This is a genomic window from Gordonia sp. NPDC003422 (assembly GCF_053588675.1).
On the sequence record NZ_JBSFQL010000041.1, the window covers coordinates 1 to 26,229 of the forward strand.

General features: G+C 67.1%; 23 protein-coding genes. 21 read left to right on the plus strand and 2 right to left on the minus strand.

Going from position 1 to position 26,229, the window contains the following annotated elements; genetic code table 11:
- Window positions 1–64 precede the first annotated feature (64 nt).
- From ACWDTF_RS23515 to ACWDTF_RS23525, 3 genes are all read left to right on the plus strand, one after another.
- Entirely contained in the window at window positions 65–1,597 is a 1,533-nt protein-coding gene (locus tag ACWDTF_RS23515) for an IS1634 family transposase (protein WP_449755157.1), read from the plus strand.
- A gap of 127 nt (window positions 1,598–1,724) precedes the next feature.
- On the plus strand, window positions 1,725–2,165 hold the full coding sequence (locus ACWDTF_RS23520) for a helix-turn-helix domain-containing protein (protein WP_449755154.1): 441 nt from the start codon (window positions 1,725–1,727) through the stop codon (window positions 2,163–2,165).
- Window positions 2,166–2,616: 451 nt separating this feature from the next.
- The gene (locus ACWDTF_RS23525; RefSeq protein ID WP_449755155.1) at window positions 2,617–2,874 is read left to right on the plus strand and encodes a hypothetical protein; all 258 of its coding nucleotides are present in this window, start codon (window positions 2,617–2,619) and stop codon (window positions 2,872–2,874) included.
- Between the two features lie 27 nt (window positions 2,875–2,901).
- On the opposite strand, the gene ACWDTF_RS23530 is transcribed toward ACWDTF_RS23525, so the two are convergent.
- Together ACWDTF_RS23530 and ACWDTF_RS23535 are read right to left on the minus strand one after the other, a co-directional pair.
- Window positions 2,902–3,222, minus strand: coding sequence for a PspA domain-containing protein (locus ACWDTF_RS23530; RefSeq protein ID WP_449755156.1), 321 nt, complete (start codon window positions 3,220–3,222; stop codon window positions 2,902–2,904).
- Window positions 3,223–3,252: 30 nt separating this feature from the next.
- A complete protein-coding gene (locus ACWDTF_RS23535; protein ID WP_355278192.1) occupies window positions 3,253–3,693 on the minus strand; it encodes a DUF1844 domain-containing protein in 441 nt (146 codons plus the stop codon).
- A 306-nt stretch (window positions 3,694–3,999) separates the two neighbouring features.
- Here ACWDTF_RS23535 and infC point away from each other — a divergent pair, with 306 nt between their 5' ends.
- The 18 genes from infC to tyrS all read left to right on the plus strand — a co-directional run bounded on the left by infC (window position 4,000) and on the right by tyrS (window position 25,926).
- The gene (gene infC / locus ACWDTF_RS23540) at window positions 4,000–4,587 is read left to right on the plus strand and encodes a translation initiation factor IF-3 (RefSeq protein ID WP_240856024.1); all 588 of its coding nucleotides are present in this window, start codon (window positions 4,000–4,002) and stop codon (window positions 4,585–4,587) included.
- Window positions 4,588–4,709: 122 nt separating this feature from the next.
- Entirely contained in the window at window positions 4,710–4,904 is a 195-nt protein-coding gene (gene rpmI, locus ACWDTF_RS23545; protein WP_240855627.1) for a 50S ribosomal protein L35, read from the plus strand.
- Window positions 4,905–4,971: 67 nt separating this feature from the next.
- Window positions 4,972–5,352 (plus strand): 50S ribosomal protein L20, encoded by a 381-nt coding sequence (gene rplT, locus ACWDTF_RS23550; protein WP_005178731.1) that lies wholly within the window; start codon window positions 4,972–4,974, stop codon window positions 5,350–5,352.
- A gap of 52 nt (window positions 5,353–5,404) precedes the next feature.
- Window positions 5,405–6,205 (plus strand): TrmH family RNA methyltransferase, encoded by an 801-nt coding sequence (locus ACWDTF_RS23555; protein ID WP_240855625.1) that lies wholly within the window; start codon window positions 5,405–5,407, stop codon window positions 6,203–6,205.
- Between the two features lie 107 nt (window positions 6,206–6,312).
- The gene (locus tag ACWDTF_RS23560) at window positions 6,313–8,802 is read left to right on the plus strand and encodes a Tex family protein (RefSeq protein WP_449755158.1); all 2,490 of its coding nucleotides are present in this window, start codon (window positions 6,313–6,315) and stop codon (window positions 8,800–8,802) included.
- Window positions 8,803–8,921: 119 nt separating this feature from the next.
- The gene (gene pheS, locus ACWDTF_RS23565) at window positions 8,922–9,974 is read left to right on the plus strand and encodes a phenylalanine--tRNA ligase subunit alpha (RefSeq protein WP_240855622.1); all 1,053 of its coding nucleotides are present in this window, start codon (window positions 8,922–8,924) and stop codon (window positions 9,972–9,974) included.
- A 28-nt stretch (window positions 9,975–10,002) separates the two neighbouring features.
- Window positions 10,003–12,477 (plus strand): phenylalanine--tRNA ligase subunit beta, encoded by a 2,475-nt coding sequence (pheT, locus tag ACWDTF_RS23570; protein WP_240855614.1) that lies wholly within the window; start codon window positions 10,003–10,005, stop codon window positions 12,475–12,477.
- Window positions 12,478–12,564: 87 nt separating this feature from the next.
- Entirely contained in the window at window positions 12,565–13,602 is a 1,038-nt protein-coding gene (argC, locus tag ACWDTF_RS23575; protein WP_240855611.1) for an N-acetyl-gamma-glutamyl-phosphate reductase, read from the plus strand.
- Window positions 13,599–14,864: a bifunctional glutamate N-acetyltransferase/amino-acid acetyltransferase ArgJ gene (gene argJ / locus ACWDTF_RS23580; RefSeq protein WP_240855609.1), complete on the plus strand. Its 1,266-nt coding sequence runs from the start codon at window positions 13,599–13,601 to the stop codon at window positions 14,862–14,864. The genes argC and argJ overlap by 4 nt, the downstream gene beginning before the upstream one ends.
- Window positions 14,861–15,757 carry an acetylglutamate kinase gene (gene argB, locus ACWDTF_RS23585; RefSeq protein WP_240855606.1) on the plus strand — a complete coding sequence of 299 codons (897 nt, stop codon included), beginning with the start codon at window positions 14,861–14,863 and terminating at the stop codon, window positions 15,755–15,757. The genes argJ and argB overlap by 4 nt, the downstream gene beginning before the upstream one ends.
- Complete coding sequence (locus tag ACWDTF_RS23590) at window positions 15,754–16,935, plus strand: acetylornithine transaminase (protein WP_355278203.1); 1,182 nt, start codon at window positions 15,754–15,756, stop codon at window positions 16,933–16,935. Before argB ends, ACWDTF_RS23590 begins: the two co-directional genes overlap by 4 nt.
- Window positions 16,932–17,855: an ornithine carbamoyltransferase gene (gene argF, locus ACWDTF_RS23595; protein ID WP_240855603.1), complete on the plus strand. Its 924-nt coding sequence runs from the start codon at window positions 16,932–16,934 to the stop codon at window positions 17,853–17,855. Before ACWDTF_RS23590 ends, argF begins: the two co-directional genes overlap by 4 nt.
- Window positions 17,852–18,370: an arginine repressor gene (locus ACWDTF_RS23600; protein WP_240855601.1), complete on the plus strand. Its 519-nt coding sequence runs from the start codon at window positions 17,852–17,854 to the stop codon at window positions 18,368–18,370. The genes argF and ACWDTF_RS23600 overlap by 4 nt, the downstream gene beginning before the upstream one ends.
- An 88-nt stretch (window positions 18,371–18,458) precedes the next feature.
- A complete protein-coding gene (locus ACWDTF_RS23605; protein ID WP_240855599.1) occupies window positions 18,459–19,658 on the plus strand; it encodes an argininosuccinate synthase in 1,200 nt (399 codons plus the stop codon).
- Complete coding sequence (argH, locus tag ACWDTF_RS23610; RefSeq protein ID WP_240855597.1) at window positions 19,655–21,088, plus strand: argininosuccinate lyase; 1,434 nt, start codon at window positions 19,655–19,657, stop codon at window positions 21,086–21,088. Before ACWDTF_RS23605 ends, argH begins: the two co-directional genes overlap by 4 nt.
- Before the next feature lie 87 nt (window positions 21,089–21,175).
- Entirely contained in the window at window positions 21,176–24,178 is a 3,003-nt protein-coding gene (locus ACWDTF_RS23615; protein WP_240855595.1) for an AMP-binding protein, read from the plus strand.
- Window positions 24,179–24,347: 169 nt separating this feature from the next.
- Complete coding sequence (locus ACWDTF_RS23620; protein WP_240855593.1) at window positions 24,348–24,563, plus strand: Trm112 family protein; 216 nt, start codon at window positions 24,348–24,350, stop codon at window positions 24,561–24,563.
- 61 nt (window positions 24,564–24,624) lie between these two features.
- Window positions 24,625–25,926, plus strand: a complete 1,302-nt coding sequence (tyrS, locus tag ACWDTF_RS23625; protein WP_240855591.1) for a tyrosine--tRNA ligase — start codon at window positions 24,625–24,627, stop codon at window positions 25,924–25,926.
- Window positions 25,927–26,229 lie beyond the last annotated feature (303 nt).

Sequence of the window (26,229 nt, forward strand, 5' to 3'; positions counted from 1 at the left end):
CACGCCGCCGGATACGATTCCACTGCACCCGCGCCCAGCGGGCCAACAACCAGCAATTCCACTGCTGAGCAGTGCCCGCCTAACTTCGAAGAGCCCGTATGTGCGGACGGTGAAGACGGCGTCGGGAGCGACGGCGGTCCAGATCGTGCATTCCTCGCGACGTGGGTCACGCTCGATTGAGCATCTGGGTTCGGCGCACGACAAGGCTGCGATCGAGGCATTGAAAGCTGTTGCGGCTCAGCGCATCCTTGGCGATCAGGGTGAGCTGGATCTGGGATTCGGGTCGGCCGGGGTGTCGGGTGGGCCGTTGCCGATCACGTCGTCGAAGATGGCGCACCTGTGCGAGGCGCTGTCGGGGGTGTATCGCGAACTCGGTTTCGCCCGCGCTACCGGCTCTGACCAGGTGTTTGAGGAGTTGGTGATCGCCCGAATCCTGGAGCCGACCAGCAAGCTCGACTCGCTACGCGTGCTCACCGAGGCCGGGCTGACGCCGATGTCGTATCCCACGCTCAACCGGCGGCTGCCGATGTTTGCTGAGCCGGTGTGGCGGCAGAAACTGGCTGCGGCGTGCGCGGCGTATGCCGGCCTGGACTCGGCCACCCTCGTGTTGTACGACGTGACCACGCTCTACTTCGAGACCGACAAGGCCGACGGCTTCCGCGAGCCCGGATTCTCCAAAGAACGCCGCCTTGAACCACAGATCACTGTCGGGTTGTTGACCGATGCGTCCGGGTTTCCGCTGATGGTGGAGGCTTTCGAGGGCAATAAAGCAGAAACGTTGACGCTGATGCCGACGTTGCGGGCGTTCATGACCGCCCACCGGCTCACCAACGTGACTGTCGTCGCGGATGCCGGCATGATCTCCGCGGACAATAAAGCAGCGATCGAAGAAGCCGGCCTGTCGTTCATCCTCGGTGAGAAGATCCCGACCGTGCCGTACGTGATCAGTAAGTGGCACAACGACAATCCCGGTCGTGAGATACCCGACGGGCTGGTGTTGACCCAGCCGTGGCCGGCGACATCCAAGACGCGCCACCGCCGTAACCAGGTGGTCTACTACCAGTACAAGGCCGACCGGGCGCGCCGGTCACTGCGCGGTATCGACGAGCAGATCGCCAAGGCGCAGAAGGCAGTCGAGGGCAAGGTCCCGGTCAAACGCAACCGGTTCGTCACACTCAAGGGCGCGGCCAAGAGCGTGAACCGCGACTTGGAGACCAAAGCCCGAACTCTGGCCGGATGGAAGGCGTATGCCACCAATATCGACTCGCCCACAAGCGATTTCGTGATCGGCACCTACCATGAGCTGTGGCGGATCGAAAAGAGCTTCCGGATGTCGAAATCCGACCTGGCCGCGCGCCCGATCTTCCATCGCAAAGAGGACTCGATCCGCGCACACCTCGCAGTCGTGTTCGCCGCCCTCGCCGTCACCCGCATCATCGAAGCCCGCACCGGCTGGTCGATCAAGAAGTTCGTCACCACAGCCCGCCGCTACCGCACCATCACCGTCCAAGCCGGCGAGCACACCATCACCGCCGCCGACCCCATCCCCGACGACCTCAACGAAGCACTCCAGGCCATCCGAGAACCTACGCACTAATTGATAAAAGTCAGGTCGAGTCCGGTGGTGTGGCCATGCCGGTGATCGTGCCCCAGTGGCGTGTCGCCCGCGATCACCAGCGTGACCCGTGTGGTCTATGAGACATGAGTGATTCATGGTGTGTGGCGTGGAGCAGGTCATGGTGATGGCCAGCGCCGATCAGGTGGTTCTCACCGACGAGGACCGAGCGGTCCTCCAAGCGCGGGTGCGAGCCGCAACGACCCCGCAACGGGAGATGTTGCGGGCGTTGATCGTGTTGCTGGCGGCCGACGGTCAGCCCACCGCTGCGATTGCCGCGGAAGTAGGAATCTGCACCGACACCGCCCGCAAGTGGCGAGCCCGGTTCTGCCGGCGCGGACTGGCCGGGCTGGTTGATGCCCCACGTGCTGGGCGGCCACCGATCTACACCCCGGCCGACAAGGCCCGGGTGACGGCATGGGCTGGTCAGTTGCCCGCCGAGCACAATCTTCCGTTATCGCGGTGGAGCAGCACGGAATTGGCCAACCAACTCACGGCCGACGGGATCCGGGGCCTCGGTGTCGTCGGTGCGGCGATGGCTGGCCGATGACGCGATCAAATCCTGGCAACACCAGTCCTGGATCTTCCTGCGTGACCCTGACTTCGAGGTCAAAGCCGCCCGTGTCCTCGACCTGCACTCCCGCCGCTACCACCAAGCACCGCTGGGGCCCAACGACTATGTCATCAGCGCCGATGAGAAACTGTCGATCCAAGCGCGCCGCCGCTGCCACGACACCACCCCAGCCGCCCCTGGATGGGACTGCGAGTCAACCACGACTACCAGCGGGGTGGGGCACTGACCTATCTGGCCGCCTACGACGTGCGCCACGCCAGGGTGTTCGGGCGCTGCGCACAGTCCACCGGTATCGACGCGTTCACCGAACTCGTCGATCAGGTCATGACGCAAGAACCGTACGCCTCAGCCGATCGGGTGTTCTGGATCGTCGACAACGGTTCCTCGCACCGCGGGCAACCCGCGATCGACCGGCTCGCCGCGCGCTATGCCAACGCGATCATGGTCCACGCCGATACATGCGTCTTGGCTCAACCAGATAGAGATCTTCTTCTCCATCATCCAACGGAAAGTACTCACCCCCAACAACTTCGAGAATCTGAAAGCGCTCGAACAGAGATTGCTCGGCTTCGAGGAACGCTACAACGCCACCGCCCAACCCGTCGCCTGGCGTTACACCACCACCGACCTACACCGCCATCTCACCCGCCTCGACGACCACGACCGACCCACAGAGGTCGCATGACCCCCGACGAACTTATGAACAGCACCACTAAGTTCCCATCGACTTGCGGATCTCGTCGAGCCGCTTCTTGGCCGCCTCGTCGCGTTTGCGCATCATCTCGTCGGCTTGTTGGCCCTCCGGTGTCTCCTCGGCGAGTTCCTGCGACCCGATCGCGGTGCCGATCCGCTTCTCGATCTTGTCGCGGACAAAGTCGAAGGTCGGGACCCCGGCGTCGGTGTAGTCGTGGTCGGGGAGCGGCGGGATGAATACGTCACCCGTCGTCGCCGGGGACCTGCCCGGCGACGGTTCGCCGACGACTTCGCCGTCGACGACGATCGGATCCTGATCGGGTGCGCCCGGAGTGCTCATGTACCCAGCGTACGGCGATTCGACGCCGGGTCAGCGGCGTCTGTCGCGTACCGGCCCGGTGTACTTCTCGCCCGGGCCTTCACCGGGCTCGTCCGGGTAGGCGCTGGCCTCCCGGAAGGCGAGCTGAAGCTGTTTGAGGCCGTCCCGGATCGGTGCGGCGTGGATGCCGAGATCGGCCTTCGACGCGTCGACCAGCCCGGCCAGCGCGGTGATCAGACGTCGTGCCTCGTCGAGGTCGACGTCATCGTCGCCTGCGCCCTCCGCCAGACCGAGCTTCTCCGCCGACGAGCTCATCAGCATCACGATCGCCTTGGTGATGACCTCGATCGCGGGAATATCGGCGAGGTCGCGCACGTTGTCGGATTCGGCTGTCGGGATACTCGATTCCTCCGGATCGTGAACACTTCCAGGGCCGCCGGGAGCCCCCTCACCAGCGGGGGAGTCCGACGGCGAATAGGTGTTTCCGGTCATGGCTGATAGACTCCCATAGCACGACCGCCCCGGTATTGCCCGGGGTCGCAAGTGGAGTTCCGCTCCCACCGTCGCGACGCGAATCCTCGCAGTTGCACGGTCCCGGTTCACGCCGACAGGTCGCACGTGTCACCCATGTGGTGCTGCCTGCGGTTCGGCGATCGACGTAAGTCGGTGAATCGGTCGGTAACGGAGCCCTGCCGGTGATCACTCACCGCGGGGCTCTTCTGCTGAGAGCGGCGCGCCAGTTGCGCCCAGTGATGATCGCGGCGGCCACCGACATAGAAACCTGATCAAGGAGGCCCCATCAGCACTGAGACCCGCATCAACGAGCGCATCCGCGTACCCGAGGTCCGTCTTGTCGGACCCAACGGTGAGCAGGTGGGCATCGTGCGTGTTGAAAATGCGCTCCGCCTGGCCGAAGAAGCCGATCTGGACCTGGTGGAGGTAGCGCCCGACGCGCGCCCGCCGGTGTGCAAGATCATGGACTACGGCAAGTTCAAGTACGAAGCTGCCCAGAAGCAACGCGAATCGCGCCGCAATCAGCAGATGACCGTCATCAAGGAGCAGAAGCTCCGGCCCAAGATCGACGACCACGATTACGAGACCAAGAAGGGTCACGTCATCCGGTTCCTCGAGGCGGGTTCCAAGGTGAAGGTGACCATCATGTTCCGCGGTCGCGAGCAGTCCCGTCCCGAACTCGGCTACCGACTGTTGCAGCGACTCGGCAACGACGTCGCCGACTACGGGTTCGTCGAGACCTCAGCGAAGCAGGACGGCCGCAACATGACCATGGTTCTCGCCCCGCACAAGGGAGCGAAGACCCGCGCGAAGGCACAGCAGACCAAGGAACGATCGGGTGGCCGCGAGGCCGCCGCGAGCGACCAGGCCTGAGCCGAGAAAGAGCTGGGTCGGCCACCCGCGGATGACCGCGGGCACCGACCGAACGACACGCGAATCGCAGCACCGGACCCGCACCGGTCCGGCGGTGCGATTCGCCCGAATGAAGGAAGAACATGCCCAAGAGCAAAACCCACAAGGGAACCGCGAAGCGATTCAAGGTCACCGGTAGCGGAAAGATCGTGCGCCAGAAGGCCAACCGTCGCCACCTGCTGGAGCACAAGTCCTCTCGCCGCACCCGTCGTCTCGACGGTGTCGCCGTGGTGAGCGAGAACGACACCCCGCGCATCAAGCGGCTGCTCAACCGCTGATTGCCCTCCCGGGCGCCGTACGCCGACCGCACCCGGGTCACCCACTGACGACTGAAGGATCTGACACATGGCACGCGTGAAAAGGGCCGTCAACGCCCAGAAGAAGCGTCGTTCGACGCTCGAGGCATCCAAGGGCTACCGCGGACAGCGTTCGCGTCTGTACCGCAAGGCCAAGGAGCAGCAGCTCCACTCGATGACCTACGCCTACCGGGACCGTCGCGCCCGCAAGGGTGAGTTCCGCAAGCTGTGGATCGCGCGTATCAACGCCGCGGCCCGCGCCAACGACATCACCTACAACCGCTTCATCCAGGGCCTGAAGGCCGCCGGTGTCGAGGTGGACCGCAAGGTTCTCGCCGACATCGCGGTCACCGACCCGGAGGCCTTCACCGGTCTGGTCGAGGTTGCCCGCAAGGCGCTCCCCGCCGACGTGAACGCTCCGGCTGCCTGATTCAGGTTCCGAGCGACAACCGACCCGTGACGCAGCGGGGACAATGGATTCCATGACGGAAGTGTTGTCCGACCGCTCGTCGCGGGTCGTGTCGTATGCGAAGCTCCTGCGCGCGTCGGTGCGTCGCGCCGAAGGACGCTTCCTCGTCGAGGGCGCCAACTCCGTCGACGCCGCACTGCGCACGCACCGCGCCGAAGTGGTGCTGGTCGCCGAAGATGACGAGCACCGATTCCAGGAGATCATCGCCGCGGCGCGTGGTCACCACATCCCGGTGGTCGCCGTCACCGCACGAGCGGCCGCGAAACTCTCCGACACCGAGACGCCGCCCGGCCTCTTCGCCGTGTGCACGTTGCTCGACACCTCCCTGGCCGAGGTCCTCTCGCGGGAGCCGCGACTGCTGGCGATCGCCGTCGAACCCAGAGAGCCGGGTAATGCGGGAACGCTGATCCGCTGTGCCGACGCGATGGGTGCCGACGCCGTCGTGCTGCTCGGCGACGCGGTCGACCCGCACAACGGCAAGTGTGTGCGATCGAGCGCCGGCAGCGTCTTTCACCTGCCGATCGTGCGTGAGCGCGCGACACTCGACGCTCTCGAGACCATTCGCGCGGCCGGCATCACCATTCTCGCCACCGCGGCCGACGGTGAGGTCGTCCTCGACGACGCGGATGCGCTGCTGGCCCAGCCGACTGCCTGGCTGTTCGGAAACGAGGCTCACGGACTTCCCGTGCAGGTCCAGGACGCCGCCGACCATCGTGTTTCCATTCCGATCCGGGGTCGGGCCGAGAGTCTGAACATCGCTGCGACAGCGGCGATCTGCCTGTACGAGAGTGCCCGCGCACACGCCCGTGGCTGACGCGTCGGGACAACGCTGCGCAACACTGTCGGGACCACCCGGTAGGGTCGCCTCTCGTGTCTGAACCACAAGCTCCCGCATCGGCCGCGACCACCGAACCCAGCCCGATCACCCAACCGTCGCCCGAGGCGGTGAACGCGCGCATCACCGCGGCCATCGCCACCGAACTCGGCGTCGGCGTGGGCCAGGTGCGTTCGGCTGTGGACCTGCTCGACGGCGGCGCCACCGTGCCGTTCGTCGCGCGGTACCGCAAGGAGGCGACCGGCGGGCTCGACGACGTGGCCCTCCGTACGCTCGACGAACGGCTGGAGTACCTGCGTGAGCTCGAACAGCGACGCGCCGCGGTGCGGGAATCCATTGCGGGACAGGGGAAGCTCGACGCGGAACTCGACGCGCGGATTGCCGCCGCGGACACCAAGGCGCGACTCGAGGACATCTACCTCCCGTACAAGCCGAAGCGGCGCACCAAGGCACAGATCGCGCGGGAGGCCGGTCATCAGCCGGTGGCCGATGCCCTGCTCGCCGACGCCGCCACCGACCCGGCCGGTTACACCACCGAACAACTCGACGGGGCGCGCGCCATCATCGTGGAGACCTTCGCCGAGGATGCCGATCTGGTCGGCGAACTGCGCGAGGCGATGTGGCAGCGCGGAGTGCTGCGCACCGCGGTCCGCGACGGCAAGGAATCGGCGGGCGCCAAGTTCTCCGACTACTTCGATTTCTCCGAGCCGTTCACGTCACTGCCGTCGCACCGAGTGCTCGCCGTGCTGCGTGGTGAACGCGAGGACGTGCTGTCGGTGACGCTCGATCCCGATCCGGACGCCGAGACCGACGCTGCCGGCCGCCCCACCGGTCCGACGCACTACGAACGGCTGATCGCGGCACGTTTCGACATCGCCGATCACGGACGCGCCGCCGACCGCTGGCTGCTCGACACCGTCCGCTGGGCCTGGCGGACCAAACTGTTCGTCGGGCTCTCCCTCGACATCAGGATGCGGATGCGGCAGGCCGCCGAGGCCGACGCGGTGGGCGTGTTCGCGACCAACCTGCGCGATCTGCTTCTCGCGGCACCGGCGGGTGCCCGCACGACTATGGGGCTTGACCCCGGGCTGCGCACCGGCGTGAAAGTGGCTGTGGTCAACGCAACCGGAAAGGTCGTCGAGACCGCGACCATCTACCCGCACGAACCGCGCCGCGAGCGTTCTGGTGCGCTCGCCGTTCTCGGTGCGCTGGTCGCCCGGCACGGGGTCGAACTGATCGCGATCGGCAACGGGACCGCGTCCCGGGAGACCGACACACTCGCCGGCGAACTGCTCGCCGCGATCAAGGCGGCCGGCAGCACGCCGCCGACCAGTGTCGTCGTGTCCGAGGCGGGCGCGTCGGTGTACTCGGCGTCGGCCTACGCGTCCAAGGAACTGCCCGACCTCGACGTCTCGCTGCGTGGCGCCGTGTCGATTGCGCGTCGGCTGCAGGATCCGCTGGCCGAACTCGTCAAGATCGACCCGAAGTCGATCGGCGTCGGGCAGTACCAGCACGACATCTCCGAGGCCCTGCTGGCCCGCTCGCTGGGAGCGGTGGTCGAGGATGCGGTGAACGCCGTCGGTGTCGACGTGAACACGGCGTCGGTGCCGCTGCTCGCACGGGTGTCGGGGATCACCACCGGTCTGGCGGAATCCCTTGTCGCGCACCGTGATGCTCACGGCGCGTTCCGGCGTCGTACCGAACTCAGCAAGGTTCCACGGCTCGGCCCCAAGGCGTTCGAGCAGTGCGCCGGGTTCCTGCGTATCCCCGGTGGCGACGATCCGCTCGACGCGTCGAGCGTGCATCCCGAGTCGTATCCGGTGGTCGCGCGGATCGTCGAACGGGTGGGAACCGATGTGTCGACTCTCATCGGCGACACCGCGACCCTCACGCGGCTGCGTCCGGACGACTTCGTCGACGACACCGTCGGCCGACCGACCGTGATCGACATCATCGCCGAACTCGACAAACCCGGCCGCGACCCCCGACCGGAATTCACCACCGCGACGTTCGCCGCCGGCATCGAGAAGGTGTCGGATCTGCGTCCGGGCATGATTCTCGAAGGTCAGGTCACCAACGTGGCGGCCTTCGGCGCGTTTGTGGATGTCGGTGTGCACCAGGACGGTCTGGTGCACGTCTCTGCCATGGCGCATCGATTCGTCTCCGATCCGCGAGAGGTGGTCAAGTCGGGCGACGTCGTCAAGGTGAAGGTGATGGAGGTCGACGTGGCGCGCCAGCGCATCGGTCTCTCACTTCGTCTCGACGACGATCACGAGGCGGCCGGACAGGGCGGGCACGGCGGACGTGGTGGTCGTGACGAGAACCGCGGTGCCGACAACCGTCGTGGCGGTGGAGGCGGCCGTGGAGGTGGCGGGGGCGGACGGGACCGTCGACCTTCGGGCAGTGGCAATACGACTGGGAGAACGACTGGCAAGAACGACCCCAAGTCCAGAAACGATCCCGGGGCGAAGAAGGTGGGAGCGGGCAAGTCCGGCGGTGACCGCAGGCGTGAGACCCGTCCTGCCCCGTCGGGCGCCATGGCCGACGCGTTGAAGCGAGCCGGCTACGGGAAGTGATCCGTCGACCGTGCGCCCCCGGTCCGTTGACCGTGCGTTCGGACCCGTCGACTACTCTCGACTGGGGTCATCGCAGCAGGTGACCGACCGATACGCGTACACGAGGAGTGCAGCAGACCGTGGCTTCATCCGCCGACCAACCGGTGTTTCCGGACCAGCAGGAACTCGAGAACGCCGCAACCGCGGCCATTTCGGCGTTCACCGCGGCCGCCGACCTGGATGCGCTGGCCGAGGCCAAGACCGCACACCTGGGTGACCGGTCGCCGATCGCGCTCGCCCGACGCGCTCTCGGGTCGCTCCCCAAAGAGGAACGTTCGGCCGGCGGGAAGCTCGTCAACGAGGTGCGGGGACGGGTGTCGGCCGCACTCGACGACCGCACGGCCGCGCTGCACGCCGAGCGGGACGCGGCGGTCCTGGTCGAAGAGACGGTCGATGTCACGCTGCCCAGCAACCGCCGCCGAACCGGTGCACGGCACCCGATCACGGTGATCGCCGAACAGGTGGCCGACGTGTTCGTCGGGATGGGCTGGGAGATCGCCGAGGGACCCGAGGTCGAGACCGAACACCACAACTTCGACGCCCTCAACTTCCTGCCGGATCATCCGGCGCGGTCGATGCAGGACACCTTCTACGTAGGACCTGAGGGGTCGCGGCAGGTGCTGCGCACACATACCTCGCCCGTCCAGGTGCGCACCATGCTGAGTCGCGAGGTGCCGATCTACGTCGCGTGCCCGGGCCGCACGTTCCGCACCGACGAACTCGATGCGACACACACGCCGGTGTTCCACCAGATCGAGGGTCTCGCCGTCGACAAGGGGCTGACGCTGGCGAACCTGCGCGGCACCCTCGAGGTGTTCGCGCGGGCATTGTTCGGCCCCGAGACCACCACCCGCATGCGGGCGAGCTACTTCCCGTTCACCGAACCGTCGGCCGAGGTCGACGTCTGGTTCCCGGCCAAGAAGGGCGGCCCGGGCTGGGTGGAATGGGGCGGCTGCGGCATGGTCAACCCGAATGTGTTGCGCGCCAGCGGTATCGACCCCGACGTGTATTCCGGCTTTGCCTTCGGGATGGGCCTGGAACGAACCCTGCAGTTCCGCAACGACATCAACGACATGCGCAACATGGTCGAGGGCGACATCCGCTTCACGCTGCCGTTCGGCCCAGCTGCCTGAGCAACAACCCAGAAAGAAGCAGACAACAGTGCGTGCACCACAGTCCTGGTACACCGAGGTCCTCCGGCAGGGCGATCCGCAGTGGTCGGCCACGGCCGCCGAGGTCGACGCCGCTTTCGTTCGCGTCGGCTTCGAGATCGAGGACATCGAATCCTTCCCCGAGATCACCGGTCCGCTGGTGGTCGGGCGGGTCGAGACCATCGAAGAGCTGACCGAGTTCAAGAAGCCCATCCGCTTCTGCACGGTCGCCGTGGGTGAGGCCGAGCCGCGCGAGATCGTCTGCGGTGCAAGGAACTTCGCTGAAGGCGATCTGATCGTCGCGGCGCTGCCGGGGACAGTGCTGCCCGGCGGTTTCGAGATCGCCGCGCGCAAGACCTACGGGCGGGTGTCGGACGGCATGATCTGTTCGGTGTCCGAGTTGGGCATCGGCAACGACCACAGTGGAATCCTCGTCCTCGCACCCGGAACCGCGGAACCCGGTGCCGACGCGCACGAGGTGCTCGGTCTGTCCGATGTGGCGATCGACGTCAACGTCACCCCCGACCGCGGCTATGCGTTCTCGGTCCGGGGCCTCGGCCGTGAGTTGGCCGGGAGTTTCGGTGTGCCGTTCGTCGACCCCGCACAGGGCAACGACGCGGTGGTGACGGGTGAGGGCGCCCCGTGGCCGGTCGCGATCGACGATGATTCCCAGGCCACCCGCTACACCGCACGTGTGATCACCGGTGTCGACGCGAATGCGGTGTCGCCGTGGTGGATGCAGAAGCGCCTGCTGGTGGGAGGTGTGCGTCCGATCTCCGCGATCGTCGACGTCACCAACTACGTGATGCTCGAGTTGGGTCAGCCCCTGCATGCGTTCGACGCCGACCGTGTCTCGGGCACGGTGACCGTGCGCGGTGCGCGACCGGGGGAGAAGCTGACCACCCTCGACGGCGTCGACCGGGTACTCGACCCCGAGGACGTGGTGATCGCCGACGACACCGGTCCGATCGCGCTGGCCGGCGTGATGGGCGGCGCCACCAGCGAGGTGGGGGACGCCACGACGACGGTGCTGCTCGAGTCGGCGACCTTCGATCCGGTGCGGGTCTTCCGAACCGGTAAGCGCCACAAGCTGACCTCGGAGGCCAGCAAACGGTTCGAGCGCACGGTCGACCCCTCGATCACGGCCGCCGCCTCCGATCGGGCCGCCGCCTTGATCGTCGAGATCGCCGGCGGTCAGATCGCGTCGCCGCTGTCGGAAGCTCGCGTCGAGGTGGCGGTTGCGCCGGCGATCACCATCGCCGCAGACGAACCCGACCGCACCGCGGGCATCGTTTACCCGGTGGGAACCACCGCGGCGCGGCTCACCGAGGTCGGCTGTGTGGTCACCGGCACCGACCCTCTGCATGTTCAACCCCCGTCGTGGCGTCCGGACCTGCGGCAGCGAGCCGACCTGGTCGAGGAGGTGCTGCGTCTCGAAGGTCTCGAACAGATTCCGGCCGTGGTGCCCAACGCCCCGGCGGGCACCGGGCTCACCGCGGCGCAGCGCCGCCGCCGCAGCATCGGGCGCACCCTGGCGCTCGACGGCTATGTCGAGGTGCTGCCGTATCCCTTCATGCCGGCGGGTGTCTTCGACGCCTGGGATCTGCCCGCCGACGACCAGCGTCGTCGCACCGTCAAGGTTCTCAACCCGCTCGAGGCCGATCGCCCGGAGCTCAACACCACGCTGCTGCCCGGCCTGCTGGAGATGGCATCGCGCAATATCGCCCGCGGCCAGCGCGATCTCGGCCTCTACACCGTCGGACAGGTGATGTTGGCCGGCGGAGAGGGGCCCGTGGTTGGCGCGCTGGACGTCACGCGACGACCGACCGACGACGAGATCGCGGCCCTCGACGCCTCGCTGCCGCGCCAGCCGCTCCATGTCGCCGTGGTGCTCACCGGACTGCGGGATCCTGCGGGGCCGTGGGGGCCGGGTCGGCAGGCCGACTACCTCGACGCGTTCGAGGCTGCGCGCACGATCGGCCGGGCGGCGAACGTGCACGTCGAACTCGTTGCCGACGACCATCGCCCGTGGCATCCGGGGCGGTGTGCCCGCATCACGGTCGACGGTGTCACCGTCGGGCACGCCGGAGAACTGCATCCGGCCGTACTCGAACGACTCGGATTGCCGCCGCGGGTCTGTGCGGTGGAGGTCGAGGTCGACGCACTCCCGATCACCACGGCGCTTCCGGCCCCGATCGTGTCCGTGTTCCCCGCGGTCCTGCAGGATGTGGCCGTCGTCGTCGCCGACACGGTGCCCGCCGCACAGGTTCAGGACGCGTTGCGCGCAGGTGCAGGCGAACTGCTCGAGTCGATCGAACTGTTCGACGTCTTCACCGGTGACCAGGTCGGCGTCGGGCACAAGTCGCTCACCTTCGCGCTGCGTTTCCGCGCCGAGGATCGAACGCTGACCGAGGACGAGGCGAACGCGGCCAAACTTGCCGCCGTCGCCGAGGCGACCGACAAGGTGGGCGCGCGGCTGCGGTGATCCGAAGGATTCGGTCGCTGCCTGAGGTGGCTCGGTTCGAACCACCCGGGATGTGAATGTATTTGCATCACCGTGCATAATGATCGCATGACTATTCGGGTGGCGGTGGCCGGTGCGAGCGGCTACGCGGGCGGTGAGATCCTTCGGTTGCTCTGTGGTCACCCGCGTCTGAGATCGGGTGATCTCGAGATCGGTGCGCTGACCGCGGGCGGAAACGCCGGGACGGCCCTCGGCGTCCACCATCCACATCTGCTCCCGCTCGCCGATCGCGTGCTCGAGGAGACCAGCCCCGAGATCCTGGCCGGGCACGACGTCGTCTTCCTCGGGCTGCCCCACGGCACGTCGGCCGTGATCGCCGACGCCCTGCCGCCGACGACCCTCATCATCGACTGCGGTGCCGACTTCCGGCTCGGTGACTCCCAGGACTGGGCGGACTATTACGGCGGTGAGCATGCCGGAACCTGGCCATATGGACTGCCCGAGTTGCCCGGGAACCGTGAAATCCTCAGCGGCGCAAGCCGGATCGCGGTTCCAGGCTGTTATCCCACGGTGTCGATCCTGTCTCTGCTGCCCGCGGTCGCCGCGGGTCTGGTGGAGCCGCACGTGACGATCGTCGCGGTCAGCGGCACGTCCGGCGCGGGCCGGTCGCCGAAGGTCGATCTGCTGGCGTCCGAGGTCATCGGCTCGGCACGGGCCTACGGGGTCGGTGGCGCACACCGGCACACCCCGGAGATCGCGCAGGCCCTCGCCGCTGCAGCCGATCAGCCGGTCACGGTGTCGTTCACGCCGGTCCTGGCGCCGATGGCCCGGGGCATCCTGGCGACCTGCACCGCACGATCGAATGCGTCCGCCGAGGAGGTACGCGCGGTCTACGACAAGGCGTACGGCGACGAGGAATTCATCCATGTGCTGCCGGAGGGGCGTCTTCCCGCGACCGGATCGGTGATCGGTTCCAATGCCGTGCAACTCGCGGTGACGGTCGACGAACGGGCCGGGACGTTGGTCGCGGTCGGTGCCGTGGACAACCTCACCAAGGGCACCGGCGGTGCCGCCGTGCAATCGATGAACCTGGCACTGGGCTGGGACGAGACCGAGGGACTGAGCACCGTGGGGGTGGCGCCGTGAGCGCAGGTGGTACGGACACAAGCAACAGCTCCGACGACCGGATCGAGGGTGGTGCGCCCGGCGACCACTCGCGACTGGTGCGCGAACAGGGCGTCACCGCTCCGCTGGGATTTCGTGCCGCGGGAATCGCTGCCGGAATCAAGGCATCGGGCAAAGAAGACCTCGCGCTCGTCTTCAACGAGGGCCCCGACTACACGGCTGCGGGCGTTTTCACCCGCAATCAGGTGAAGGCCGCGCCGGTGTTGTGGTCGCAGCAGGTACTCACGACCGGCCGGCTGCGCGCGGTGATCCTGAACTCGGGCGGCGCGAACGCATGTACCGGTCCAGGTGGATTCCAGGACACCCATGCCACCGCGGAGGCGGTCGCAACCGCATTGAGCAACTGGGGGACCAGCACCGGCGCGGTCGAGGTCGCGGTCTGCTCGACCGGACTGATCGGCGATCGACTCCCGATGGACAAGGTGCTCGCCGGGGTCACCGAGATCGTGCAGGAGATGGGCGGTGGGCTCTCGGGCGGAACCGACGCCGCGTACGCGATCATGACGACCGACACGGTGCCCAAACAGGTTGCGCTACATCATCCACAGGGCTGGAACGTGGGTGGCATGGCCAAAGGTGCCGGCATGCTGGCGCCGTCGCTGGCGACCATGCTGTGTGTGCTGACCACCGACGCCCACGCCACCGCCGAACAACTCGACACCGCGCTGCGCAAAGCCACGGCCCGCACGCTGGATCGGCTCGACGTGGACGGCTCGACCTCCACCAACGACACTGTGCTGCTGCTCAGTTCGGGGGCCAGTCAGATTCCCGTCGAGCAGGCCGATCTCGACGCCGCAGTGTTCGCGGTGTGCGACGACCTCGCCGCCCAGCTGATGGCCGACGCCGAAGGCGTCACCAAGCGAGTCGTCATCACCGTGACCGGGGCACGCACCGAGGAGGACGCGGTCACCGTGGCCCGCACGGTGGGGCGCGACTCGTTGGTCAAGACCGCCCTCTTCGGCTCGGATCCCAACTGGGGCCGGGTGCTGGCGGCCGTCGGCATCGCCCCGGTGCAGATCGATCCCGACCGCATCACGGTGTCGTTCAACGGAAACCTGGTGTGCGCCAATGGTGTCGGCGTCGAAGGTGCCCGTGACGTCGACCTGTCGGGTGCCGACATCGAGGTCCTCGTCGACCTTGCACTGGGCACCGAGACCGCCGCGATCCGGACCACCGACCTGTCGCACGGCTACGTCGAAGAGAACTCGGCGTATTCGTCATGATCAGCGGAGAGCAGCGGGCCGAGATCCTCGCCGAGGCACTGCCCGCCCTGCAGAAGCTGGCCGGCGCCACCGTCGTGGTCAAGTACGGCGGCAACGCCATGGTCGACGACGATCTCAAGCGCGCCTTCGCCGCCGACATGGTGTTCCTGCGTGCCTGCGGGATGCATCCGGTGGTGGTGCACGGTGGCGGCCCGCAGATTTCGGCGATGCTCAAACGCCTTGGGCTGCAGGGTGAATTCAAGGGCGGATTCCGGGTGACCACGCCCGAGGTGATGGACGTCGCCCGGATGGTGCTGTTCGGTCAGGTGGGCCGCGAGCTGGTCGGGCTGATCAACGCACACGGCCCGTACGCGGTTGGCATCACCGGCGAGGACGCGCATCTGTTCACCGCAACGCGCCGCACCGTGCTCGTCGACGGTGCCGCCACCGACATCGGCCTGGTCGGCGACATCACGTCCGTCAACACCTCTGCGGTCCTCGATTTGCTCGGGGCCGGCCGCATCCCGGTGGTCTCGACCATCGCGCCCGATCGCGACGGCGTCGTGCACAACATCAACGCCGACACCGCGGCAGGAGCCTTGGCGCAGGCCCTCGGCGCGTCGCGACTGGTGATGCTCACCGACGTCGAAGGTCTGTACACCGACTGGCCCGACCGCTCGTCTCTGGTCGCCCGCATCACCACTGACGACCTCGAAACACTGTTGCCGCGACTGGATTCGGGGATGGTGCCCAAGATGGAGGCGTGCCTGCGCGCGGTCACCGGCGGTGTGCAGCGCGCCGACGTCATCGACGGTCGGGTCGCGCACTCGGTCCTCGCGCAACTGCTGACCACCGCATCCACCGGAACCACCGTCGTGGCCGAAGACGAATCACCGATCGAGGAGACGTCATGACCGCACCCCTTCAGCAGCGGTGGTCGACATCGCTGATGAACAACTACGGCACACCCAAGCTCGCGCTCACCCACGGTGAAGGTGCGCACGTCTACGACGCCGACGGCAACCGCTACCTCGACCTGCTCGGCGGGATCGCGGTCAACGCCCTGGGCCACGCCCACCCGGCGGTCGTGTCGGCGGTGACCGAGCAGATCCAGACCCTGGGCCATGTGTCGAACCTGTACATCAATCCGCGGGTCGTGGAGCTCGCCGAGGCGCTGCTCGACAAGTTCGGGCAGCCCGGCCGAGTCTTCTTCTGCAACTCGGGAACCGAGGCGAACGAGGCGGCCTTCAAACTTGCCCGGCGTACCGGCCGACCGGAGATCGTGGCCGCCGACGCCGCCTTCCACGGCCGCACCATGGGTGCTTTGGCGATGACCGGCCAGCCGGCGAAGCGCGAACCCTTCGAGCCGATGCCGCCGGGTGTGCGATTCGTTCCTTACGGAGACGCAGCAGCCCTCGACGCCGCCGTGACAGAGAACACGGCAGCAGTGATCCTCGAGCCGATCCTCGGTGAATCGGGTGTCGTGGTACCACCTGCCGACTACCTGGCGACCGCCCGCAAGATCACCACCGAGCGGGGCGCGCTGCTGATCCTCGACGAGGTACAGACCGGCGTCGCGCGCACCGGCACCTTTTTCGCCCATCAGGCCGCCGGTGTGGTTCCCGACGTGATGACGCTGGCCAAGGGCCTCGGCGGTGGCATGCCGATCGGTGCCACCATCGCGACCGGTCCGGCGGCCGAGTTGTTCACGCCCGGGCAGCACGGCACCACATTTGGCGGCAACCCGGTTGCGGCCGCCGCAGCACTCGCGGTGATCGCGACCGTCGACGACCTCGGACTCACCGAACAGGTTGCGGCCGTGGGCAAGTCGATTGCGAGCGGGATCGAGGCACTGGATCACCCGCTGATCGATCACGTCCGCGGCGCCGGGCTGCTGCTCGGCATCGTACTCACCGCACCGGTGTCGGCCGCGGTGGAGACCGCGGCCCGCGAGTCGGGCTTCCTGGTCAACGCGCCGGCGCCCGACGTCGTGCGGCTGGCACCACCGCTGATTCTGACCGAAGACCAGGGCCACGAGTTCGTCGGCGCGCTGCCGGCGATCCTCGACGCGGCCACCAAGGAGAAGGCATGACGCGGCATTTCCTGCGGGACGACGACCTGACACCGGCCGAACAGGCCGAGGTGCTGGCGCTGGCCGCCGAGGTGAAGGCCGACCCGTTCTCGCGTCGTCCGCTGGAAGGTCCGCGCGGGGTCGGCGTGATCTTCGACAAGAACTCGACCCGCACCCGCTTCTCCTTCGAGATGGGCGTGGCGCAGATGGGTGGCCACGCGGTCGTCGTCGACGGTCGCAACACCCAACTCGGGCGCGACGAGACCCTCGAGGACACGGGTCGGGTGCTGTCGCGCTTCGTCGAGGCGATCGTCTGGCGGACCTTCGGTCAGGAACGCCTCGAAGCCATGGCGTCGACTGCGTCGGTACCGGTCATCAACGCGCTCTCCGACACCTTCCACCCGTGCCAGGTGCTCGCCGACCTGCAGACGATCATCGAACGCAAGGGCACGGCCTCGGGCCTGTCGATGACCTATCTGGGTGACGGTGCCAACAACATGGCGCACTCACTGGCGCTCGGCGGGGTCACCGCGGGTATGCACGTGACGATCAGTGCGCCGGCCGGTTTCGAACCGGACGCCGATGTCATCGCGGCGACCGAGCGCCGGGCCGCGCAGACCGGCGGGTCGGTGCGCCTGGTGACCGACCCGATCGAGGCGGCGACCGGTGCTGACGTGCTTGTCACCGACACCTGGGTGTCGATGGGGCAGGAAGACGACGGCAAGGACCGCAAGGCACCGTTCCGCACCTATCAGATCAACGATGGTCTGCTCGCCAAGGCCGCCGACGACGCGATCGTGCTGCACTGTCTGCCCGCACATCGCGGTGACGAGATCACCGACGAGGTGATCGACGGACCGGCCAGCGTCGTCATCGATGAGGCGGAGAATCGCCTGCATGCGCAGAAGGCGTTGCTCATCTGGCTGTTGGAGCATCAGTGACCGCCGCGGGCAAGGACTCCCGGGAGCATCCCGAAGCTCGGCTGGCAGCCACCCGCGCCGGTCGGCTCGCCCGGATCGTCGACATCCTGGCCGCGCACCAGGTGCGCAGCCAGTCCGAGTTGCAGCATCTGCTCGCCGACGAGGGCATCGACGCAACCCAGGCCACGTTGTCGCGTGATCTGGACGAGCTCGGTGCGGTGAAGCTCCGGGCCGCCGACGGTGGCGTCGGCGTGTACGTGGTGCCCGAGGACGGTTCGCCGGTTCGGGGCGTGTTCGGCGGCACCGACCGTCTGTCCCGACTGCTGGCGGAGCTGCTGGTCTCGACCGATGCGAGCGGAAACATGGCCGTGCTGCGCACGCCACCCGGCGCCGCGCACTACCTGGCGAGCGCAATCGACCGCGCGAACCTACCCGACGTGCTCGGCACCATCGCCGGGGATGACACCATCTTCGTAGTGGCGCGCGACCCGGTGTCCGGCGCGGACGTGGCCCGACGAATCGAGGGCCTCGTGTAGCCATCGAGGCCCGTCGATCCCAATCGAAGAACCCACAGACTTTCAGACACAATTTCCAGACGGCAAGACAACAGGAGCACTCACCACCATGGCGGAACGCGTCGTACTCGCATACTCGGGCGGCTTGGACACCTCGGTAGCGATCAGCTGGATCCAGAAAGAGACAGGCAAGGAGGTCGTCGCGGTGGCGCTCGACCTCGGCCAGGGCGGCGAGGACATGGAGGTCGTGCGTCAGCGTGCGATCGACTGCGGCGCCGCCGAAGCGGTCGTCGTCGACGCCCGCGACGAGTTCGCCGACGAATACTGCCTGGGCGCGATCACGTCGAACGCGCTCTACATGGACCGGTACCCGCTGGTGTCGGCATTGTCGCGGCCGCTCATCGCCAAGCACCTGGTGACCGCGGCCCGCGATCACGGCGGCACGGTCGTCGCGCACGGCTGCACCGGCAAGGGCAACGACCAGGTGCGGTTCGAGGTCGGATTCGCCTCGCTCGCACCCGACCTCGAGGTGCTCGCCCCGGTCCGCGACTACGCGTGGACCCGCGAGAAGGCCATTGCCTTCGCCGAGGAGAACGCCATCCCGATCACGGTGACCAAGCGTTCGCCGTTCTCGATCGACCAGAACGTGTGGGGCCGCGCGGTGGAGACCGGCTTCCTCGAGGATCTGTGGAACGCCCCCACCAAGGACGTCTACGACTACACCGAGGACCCGACGGTCAACTTCAACGCCCCCGACGAACTGGTCATCACCTTCGACAAGGGACGCCCCATCGCCATCGACGGCAAGCCGGTCAGCGTGCTCGGTGCCATCGAGGAACTCAACCGACGCGCCGGCGCACAAGGTGTCGGACGCCTCGACGTCGTCGAGGACCGGCTGGTGGGCATCAAGAGCCGCGAGGTCTACGAGGCCCCCGGTGCAATGGTCCTCATCCGCGCCCACGAGGAGCTCGAGCATGTGACCCTCGAGCGTGAACTCGGGCGCTTCAAGCGCCGCACCGACCAGAAGTGGGCCGAGCTCGTCTACGACGGTCTCTGGTTCTCTCCGCTCAAGCGGTCGCTGGACACCTTCGTCGCCAGCACCCAGGAGCACGTCTCCGGTGAGATCCGGCTGGTGCTGCACGCGGGCGGGATCATCGTCAACGGTCGTCGCAGCGGCGAGTCGCTCTACGACTTCAACCTCGCAACCTACGACGAGGGCGACAGCTTCGACCAGTCGGCGGCGCGCGGCTTCGTCGAACTGCACGGTCTGTCGTCGAAGATCGCCGCCAAGCGCGACTTGAATCTGTGAGCGCGACAAACGAGGGTTCGCTCTGGGGCGGCCGGTTCGCGGGCGGCCCGGCCGACGCGATGGCCGCCCTGAGCCAGTCCACCCACTTCGACTGGGTTCTCGCGCCGTACGACATCGAGGCGTCCAAGGCACACGCCCGGGTACTCAACCGGGCCGGACTGCTCACCGACGACGATCTCGCGGGCATGCTCGCCGGCCTCGACCGTCTCGCCGACGACGTCGCCTCCGGCGCCTTCGTTCCCGCGGAGTCCGACGAGGACGTGCACGGTGCGCTCGAACGCGGATTGATCGAGCGCGTCGGTCCGGAACTGGGCGGGCGCCTGCGGGCCGGGCGATCGCGCAACGACCAGGTGGCGACGCTCTTCCGGATGTGGCTGCGTGCCGCGATGCGACAGGTTGCCCTGGGCGTGCTCGACGTGGTGGAGGCGCTCACCACTCAGGCCGCCAGCCATCCCGACGCGATCATGCCGGGCAAGACCCACCTGCAGGCCGCCCAGCCGGTTCTGCTCGGTCATCACCTGCTCGCGCACGCGCAGCCGTTGTTGCGCGACATCGATCGTCTCTCCGACGCCGACCGTCGGACCGCGGTGTCCCCGTACGGTTCCGGCGCGCTGGCCGGCTCGTCGCTGGGACTCGACCCGGCCGCGATCGCCGCCGACCTCGGATTCGACGCGCCCGCAGAGAACTCCATCGATGCGACGTCGTCGCGCGATTTTGCCGCGGAGGCGTCATTCGTCTTCGCGATGATCGCCGTCGACCTCTCGCGGCTGTCGGAGGAGGTCATCATCTGGAGCACACCGGAGTTCGGGTACGTCACGCTCGCCGACGCCTGGTCGACCGGCAGCTCGATCATGCCGCAGAAGAAGAACCCGGACGTCGCCGAATTGATGCGCGGCAAGGCGGGGCGCCTGATCGGTGATCTCACCGGGCTGATGGCGACACTGAAGGCCCAGCCGCTGGCCTACAACCGTGACCTGCAAGAAGACAAGGAACCGGTCTTCGACGCGGTGGCGCAACTCGAGTTGTTGCTGCCGGCGGTGACCGGGCTGGTCGCCACCCTCGAATTCCACACCGAGCGCATGGCCGAACTCGCGCCAGCGGGGTTCACCCTTGCCACCGACATCGCCGAATGGTTGGTTCGACAAGGTGTACCGTTCCGCGTCGCGCACGAGGTCGCCGGGGCATGCGTCCGGGAGGCCGAGGCGCAAGGGGTCGGGCTTGCCGACCTCGATGACGCCACGTTCGCGCGCATCAATCCGGCTCTGACGCCGGATGTGCGCGACGTGCTGTCGGTCCGCGGCTCGGTGGAGTCCCGCAACGCCCATGGCGGCACCGCGCCACAGCAGGTGCAGCGTCAGATCCGCGTGGTGTCGACGCAGGTCGCCCAGCTGCGCGAACGCTGGGAGCAGGGGTTCGGCGGACGCATGTGAGTCAAATGCCCAGCTCCTGGGTAAAGTGACGGACGTCACGAGCATTGTGATGCAGGGCAGGGTCGGGACAGGGAGGGATTGCAGGCGATGGCCGGAATCGTAGGAGTGCCCGACGTCGGTGGAGTGGTCGGCAGAGTGGTCGCCACCGCGCAGAACGGGCTCGAGGTGCTGCGTTTCGGTGGTTTCCAGACCGAAACCGAGCCGGCGCCGTTCGCTGTGGTCGAGACCGAGCAGATGTACCGCCTGCGCCGGTACTTTCCCGACGAGCACGCCGATGATCCCGACATCATCCTCGTCCCGCCGATGATGGTGTCGGCGAATGTCTACGACGTCACCGAACTCAACGGCGCGGTGTCGGTGCTGCATCGCAGCGGGATTGCGCCGTGGGTGGTCGATTTCGGATCACCCGACACCGAAGAGGGCGGCATGGAACGCACGCTCGCCGATCACGTGGTGGCGGTGAGCCGGGCGATCGACGTGGTGATCGAGGCGACTGGTCGCGACGTCCACCTGGCCGGGTACTCGCAGGGTGGCATGTTCGCCTATCAGACGGCCGCGTATCGCCGGTCGAAGGGACTCGCGAGTGTCATCACCTTCGGAAGTCCGGTCGACGTGCTGGCCGCGTTGCCGCTGGGGTTGCCTGCAGGTCTGGTGGCGCCGGGCGCCGAATTCCTTGCCGACAAGGTGTTCAGCCGCAACTTGTGGATTCGGGACTGGATGGCGCGCACCGGCTTTCAGCTCCTCGACCCGGTGAAGACGGTCCGTAGCCGCATCGATTTCCTCCGTCGGCTGCACGACCGCGACGCTCTGCTGCCGCGAGAGGACCAGCGGCGTTTCCTGGAGGCCGACGGCTGGGTCGCCTGGTCGGGGCCTGCCATCGCCGAGTTGCTGCGGCAGTTCGTCGCCCACAACCGGATGGTGTCCGGTGGATTTGTCATCAACGGTGATCTGGTGTCGTTGGCCGAGATCACCTGCCCGGTGCTGGCCTTCGTCGGGACCGCCGACGACATCGGACAGCCCGCAGCTGTACGGGGCATCGTTCGCGCCGCCCCCCACGCCGAGATCTACGAATCACGGGTTCCGGTGGGCCATTTCGGGCTCGTCGTCGGCAGTGCGGCAGGCAGTCATACCTGGCCCACCACCTCCGAATGGGTCAACTGGCAGTCACGCGACGGAGACAAGCCGGCCCTGATCTCGACCATGGAGGCGGTCGAACCCGGACACGGCGGCGGTGTCAGCCTGTCGTCGCGCATCACCCATGGTGTCGGTTCGGTTGCCGACGCGGGGGCGGCGGCATCGCGCGAACTGCTGCTGCTGGCCGATTCCTTCCAACGGACTTCGCGTGCGGTTGCGCAGGAATCGATCCGCACGGTGCCACGCCTGTTCCGACTCGGGCAGATTCAGACCGGGACGCAGATCTCGCTGGGCAAGTTGATGTCGGAGAACACCAAACACAGCGGCGACAAGGAACTGTTCCTCTTCGAGAACCGCGTGTTGACCCATGCGCAGGTGAATACCCGTATCGACAACGTGGTCGCCGGCCTGGTCGACTGCGGAGTACGGCCCGGGCAGCACATCGGGGTCCTGATGGACACGCGCCCGAGTGCCCTCGTCGTGGTGGCGGCGCTGTCTCGGCTCGGCGCCGTCGCCGTGATGCTGGCCGCCGATGGTGATGTCGCGGAGATGCTGCGACTGGCCGACAGTTCGGTGATCGTCACCGATCCGGTCCACCTCGAACAGGCCTCCGAGTTTTGCGACCGGGTGCTCGTGCTCGGTGGCGGCAGCGGCGATGCGCGTGCCATCGAGGGTGCGAACGGATCGACGGTGATCGACATGGAGCAGATCGACCCCGACGCGGTCGTGATGCCGACCTGGTATCGCCCCGACCCGGGAGTTGCGGGTGATCTGGCATTTGTCCTGTTCACCCGCTCGCGGGGACGTCTGGCGACGTGGCCGGTGACCAACCACCGGTTTGCGATGTCGGCATTCGGTGCGGCGTCGGCCGCGGGTCTCACCGACCGTGACACCGTCTACTGTCTACCGCCCCTGCACCACGCCTCCGGCCTCCTCACCACGCTCGGCGCAACCGTGGTCGGCCGGTCGCGGATCGCGCTCTCACACGGAGTCGACGCCGACACCTTCGCGACCGAGGTCCCGCGGTACGGGATCACTGTCGTGTCCTACACGTGGACGATGATGCGTGACGTCGTTCGGTCGGAAGACTTCCGGATCAACCCGCACAACCCGATTCGCCTGTTCATGGGTTCCGGCATGCCGGTGGGCCTGTGGGACGACGTGGTGGCCAGCTTCCCCCGCGCGCGTGTCCTCGAATTCTTCGCGACGGCGGACGGTTCGGCCATCCTGGCCAATGTGTCCGCCGACAAGGCCGGCTCGATGGGACGACCGCTGCCGGAGACCAATCCGGTGGAGATCGCCGCGGTCGACATCGATACCGAGCGGTTGATCATCGACGATGCAGGATTTGTACGGAAGGCCGAGGTCGGGGAGCCGGGTTTGCTGCTGTCGAGAGCCCGACACCGATTCGACTCCTCGTCGACAGTGCTCCGGGACGTTTTCGGCTCGCGCGACCGCTGGGAGGTCTCCGGGCACCTGTTCGTGCGTGACGTCGACGACGACCTCTGGTTCCTCGGATCGGTCGACAGCGTGATCCGCAGTGCCGACGGTCCCATCTGGGTTGCCCCGGTGGAGCAGATGTTGTCCCGCGTCAAGGGAGTCGACCTGTGTGCCGTGTACCCGGTCGGCGACCCAGGGCGGCAGGTTGCAGTGGCGGCGGTGTCGTTGCGGAGCAACGTCAACGCGGATGCGTTGACCGTTTCGTCGTTGCGGATCGCGCTAGGTGAGCTGCCCGCTCATCAGCGGCCACATCTGATCCGCGTCGTCGACGAGATCCCGCTGACCGACGCCTATCGCCCGATCAGCGCGACCTTCGCCCGTGAGGGACTGCCGCGGCCCGGTGCTCGGATCTGGTACCGCGACTCCGACGGTCGCTATCGGCGGTACACCCGCAGCGCGGCGTCGAAGGCCGACTGGTCGACCGATGTGCAGGTCGCAGCCGGCGGGCAGGCGTGATCTCCGATCTTTCAACCGCTCCCTGAGGTGCTCGCAGGCTCTCACCCAGCCGGCGCGGATGGGCCCGCGGCTCAACCGGCGGGCGAGCACCTGGAGTGTGTGACCATGCGATTAGGGTTGCGGTACAGCACGTTGACGGGCCGACATCATCGACACCTCGGGAGCAACAGTGAGCGCACGGACCGAAGCCATCAACCCGATCCTGCGGGAGCGGCTGGTTTGTCCCCAGGATCATGGACCACTGCTCGACGCGGGCGACGAACTGTACAACCCGCGTCTGCACGTCGCGTACCGCATCGACGCCGACGGAATCCCGGTGATGCTCGCCGACGAGGCGCGTGCGGTCGATGACGCCGAACACGAACGGCTGACGGCGCAGAGCTGACGCCCACCTGGGAACGCGCCCGGCTGTGGCGACGTCGCCGGTCGATGACAAGATCGAAGACGTGACCGCCGAGCATGCCAACACCGATATCGCGACCGCCTCAGATGTCATCGACGACCTCGAGTGGCGAGGACTGATCGCACAGTCGACCGACTTGGACGCCTTACGGGCGCAGCTCGCAGGTGGGCCGACGACCCTCTATGCAGGCTTCGACCCGACCGCCGCCAGCCTGCACGCCGGACACCTCGTACCGCTGCTGACCTTGCGGCGATTCCAACTCGCCGGACATCGACCGGTCGTCCTGGCCGGCGGTGCGACCGGGCTGATCGGCGATCCCCGCGACGTGGGGGAGCGCAACATGAACTCCGCCGACACCGTCGCGGATTGGGCCGGCCGCATCGACGCCCAATTGCGGCGGTTCGTGACGATCGACGACTCGCCGACGGGTGCCGTGGTGGTCAACAACATGGAGTGGACCCACGACCTGAGCGTCATCGAGTTCCTGCGTGACCTGGGCAAACACTTCTCGATGAATGTGCTGCTCGGACGTGACCTGGTGCGTCGCCGACTGGAGTCGGACGGCATCAGCTACACCGAGTTCAGTTATGTGCTGCTGCAGTCCAACGATTACCTACAGTTGTTCCGCCGGTACGGATGCGTCCTGCAGGTCGGTGGTTCCGATCAGTGGGGGAACATCGTCAGCGGTGTCGATCTGACGCGACGCGTCGAAGGTGCGTCGGTGCACGCGTTCACCGTTCCACTCGTCACCACCGCCGACGGAAAGAAGTTCGGCAAGTCCACCGGCGGCGGGAGCCTGTGGCTAGATCCCGCTCTGACCAGTCCTTACGTCTGGTACCAGTACTTCGTGAACACGGCCGACGCCGACGTCGTGCGCTACCTGAAATGGTTCACCTTCCTCGGTCGAGCTGAGATCGACGAGCTCGAACGTGCGACAGCCGAGACCCCGCACCTGCGGCGCGCGCAGCGGGTACTCGCTGCCGAGATGACGACCCTGATCCATGGTGCGGACCACACGAAAGCCGTCGAGCTGGCCAGCCAGGCGTTGTTCGGACGAGCTGATCTGGGCGAACTCGACGAGGCAACCCTCGCGGCGGCGGTCGGCGAAACGACGGTCGTCGACTACACCGAGCGGCCGACGATCGTCTCGCTTCTCGTTGACACCGGTTTGTCCGAGAGCAACAAGGCGGCACGCCGAGCGATCGGTGAGGGCGGCGCCTACGTGAACAACACCAAGATCACCGACGCGGAGTGGCAGCCGGCCGACGCTGACCTGCTCCACGGCCGCTGGTTGGTGGTGCGTCGCGGGAAGAAGAGCTTTGCGGGAGCACGTTTAGCCCTCTGACCAGGCGATTTGACGCGTTGTTCTCGCCTGTGTAACTTAATCGATGCACCGCAGAGAGCAACTCCCCCGGGGCCAGGAAGGACCGGGGAAGTAAGAGTGTCCGGGCCAAGGTCCGGACCGCCCATGCGGCGCCACTCCCAAGAACACGAGCGGGATTCGTCACGCTCGGGGGAGAGCTCATCGGAACCGGGCCCAGCTGGGTCACGATCGGTGGGTGTGTGTTCTTTGAGAACTCGATAGTGTGATGATGAATTGTCTGATGCCAATTTTGTTTGGCATTGTGTGTCCAAGTGTTTTTGGATG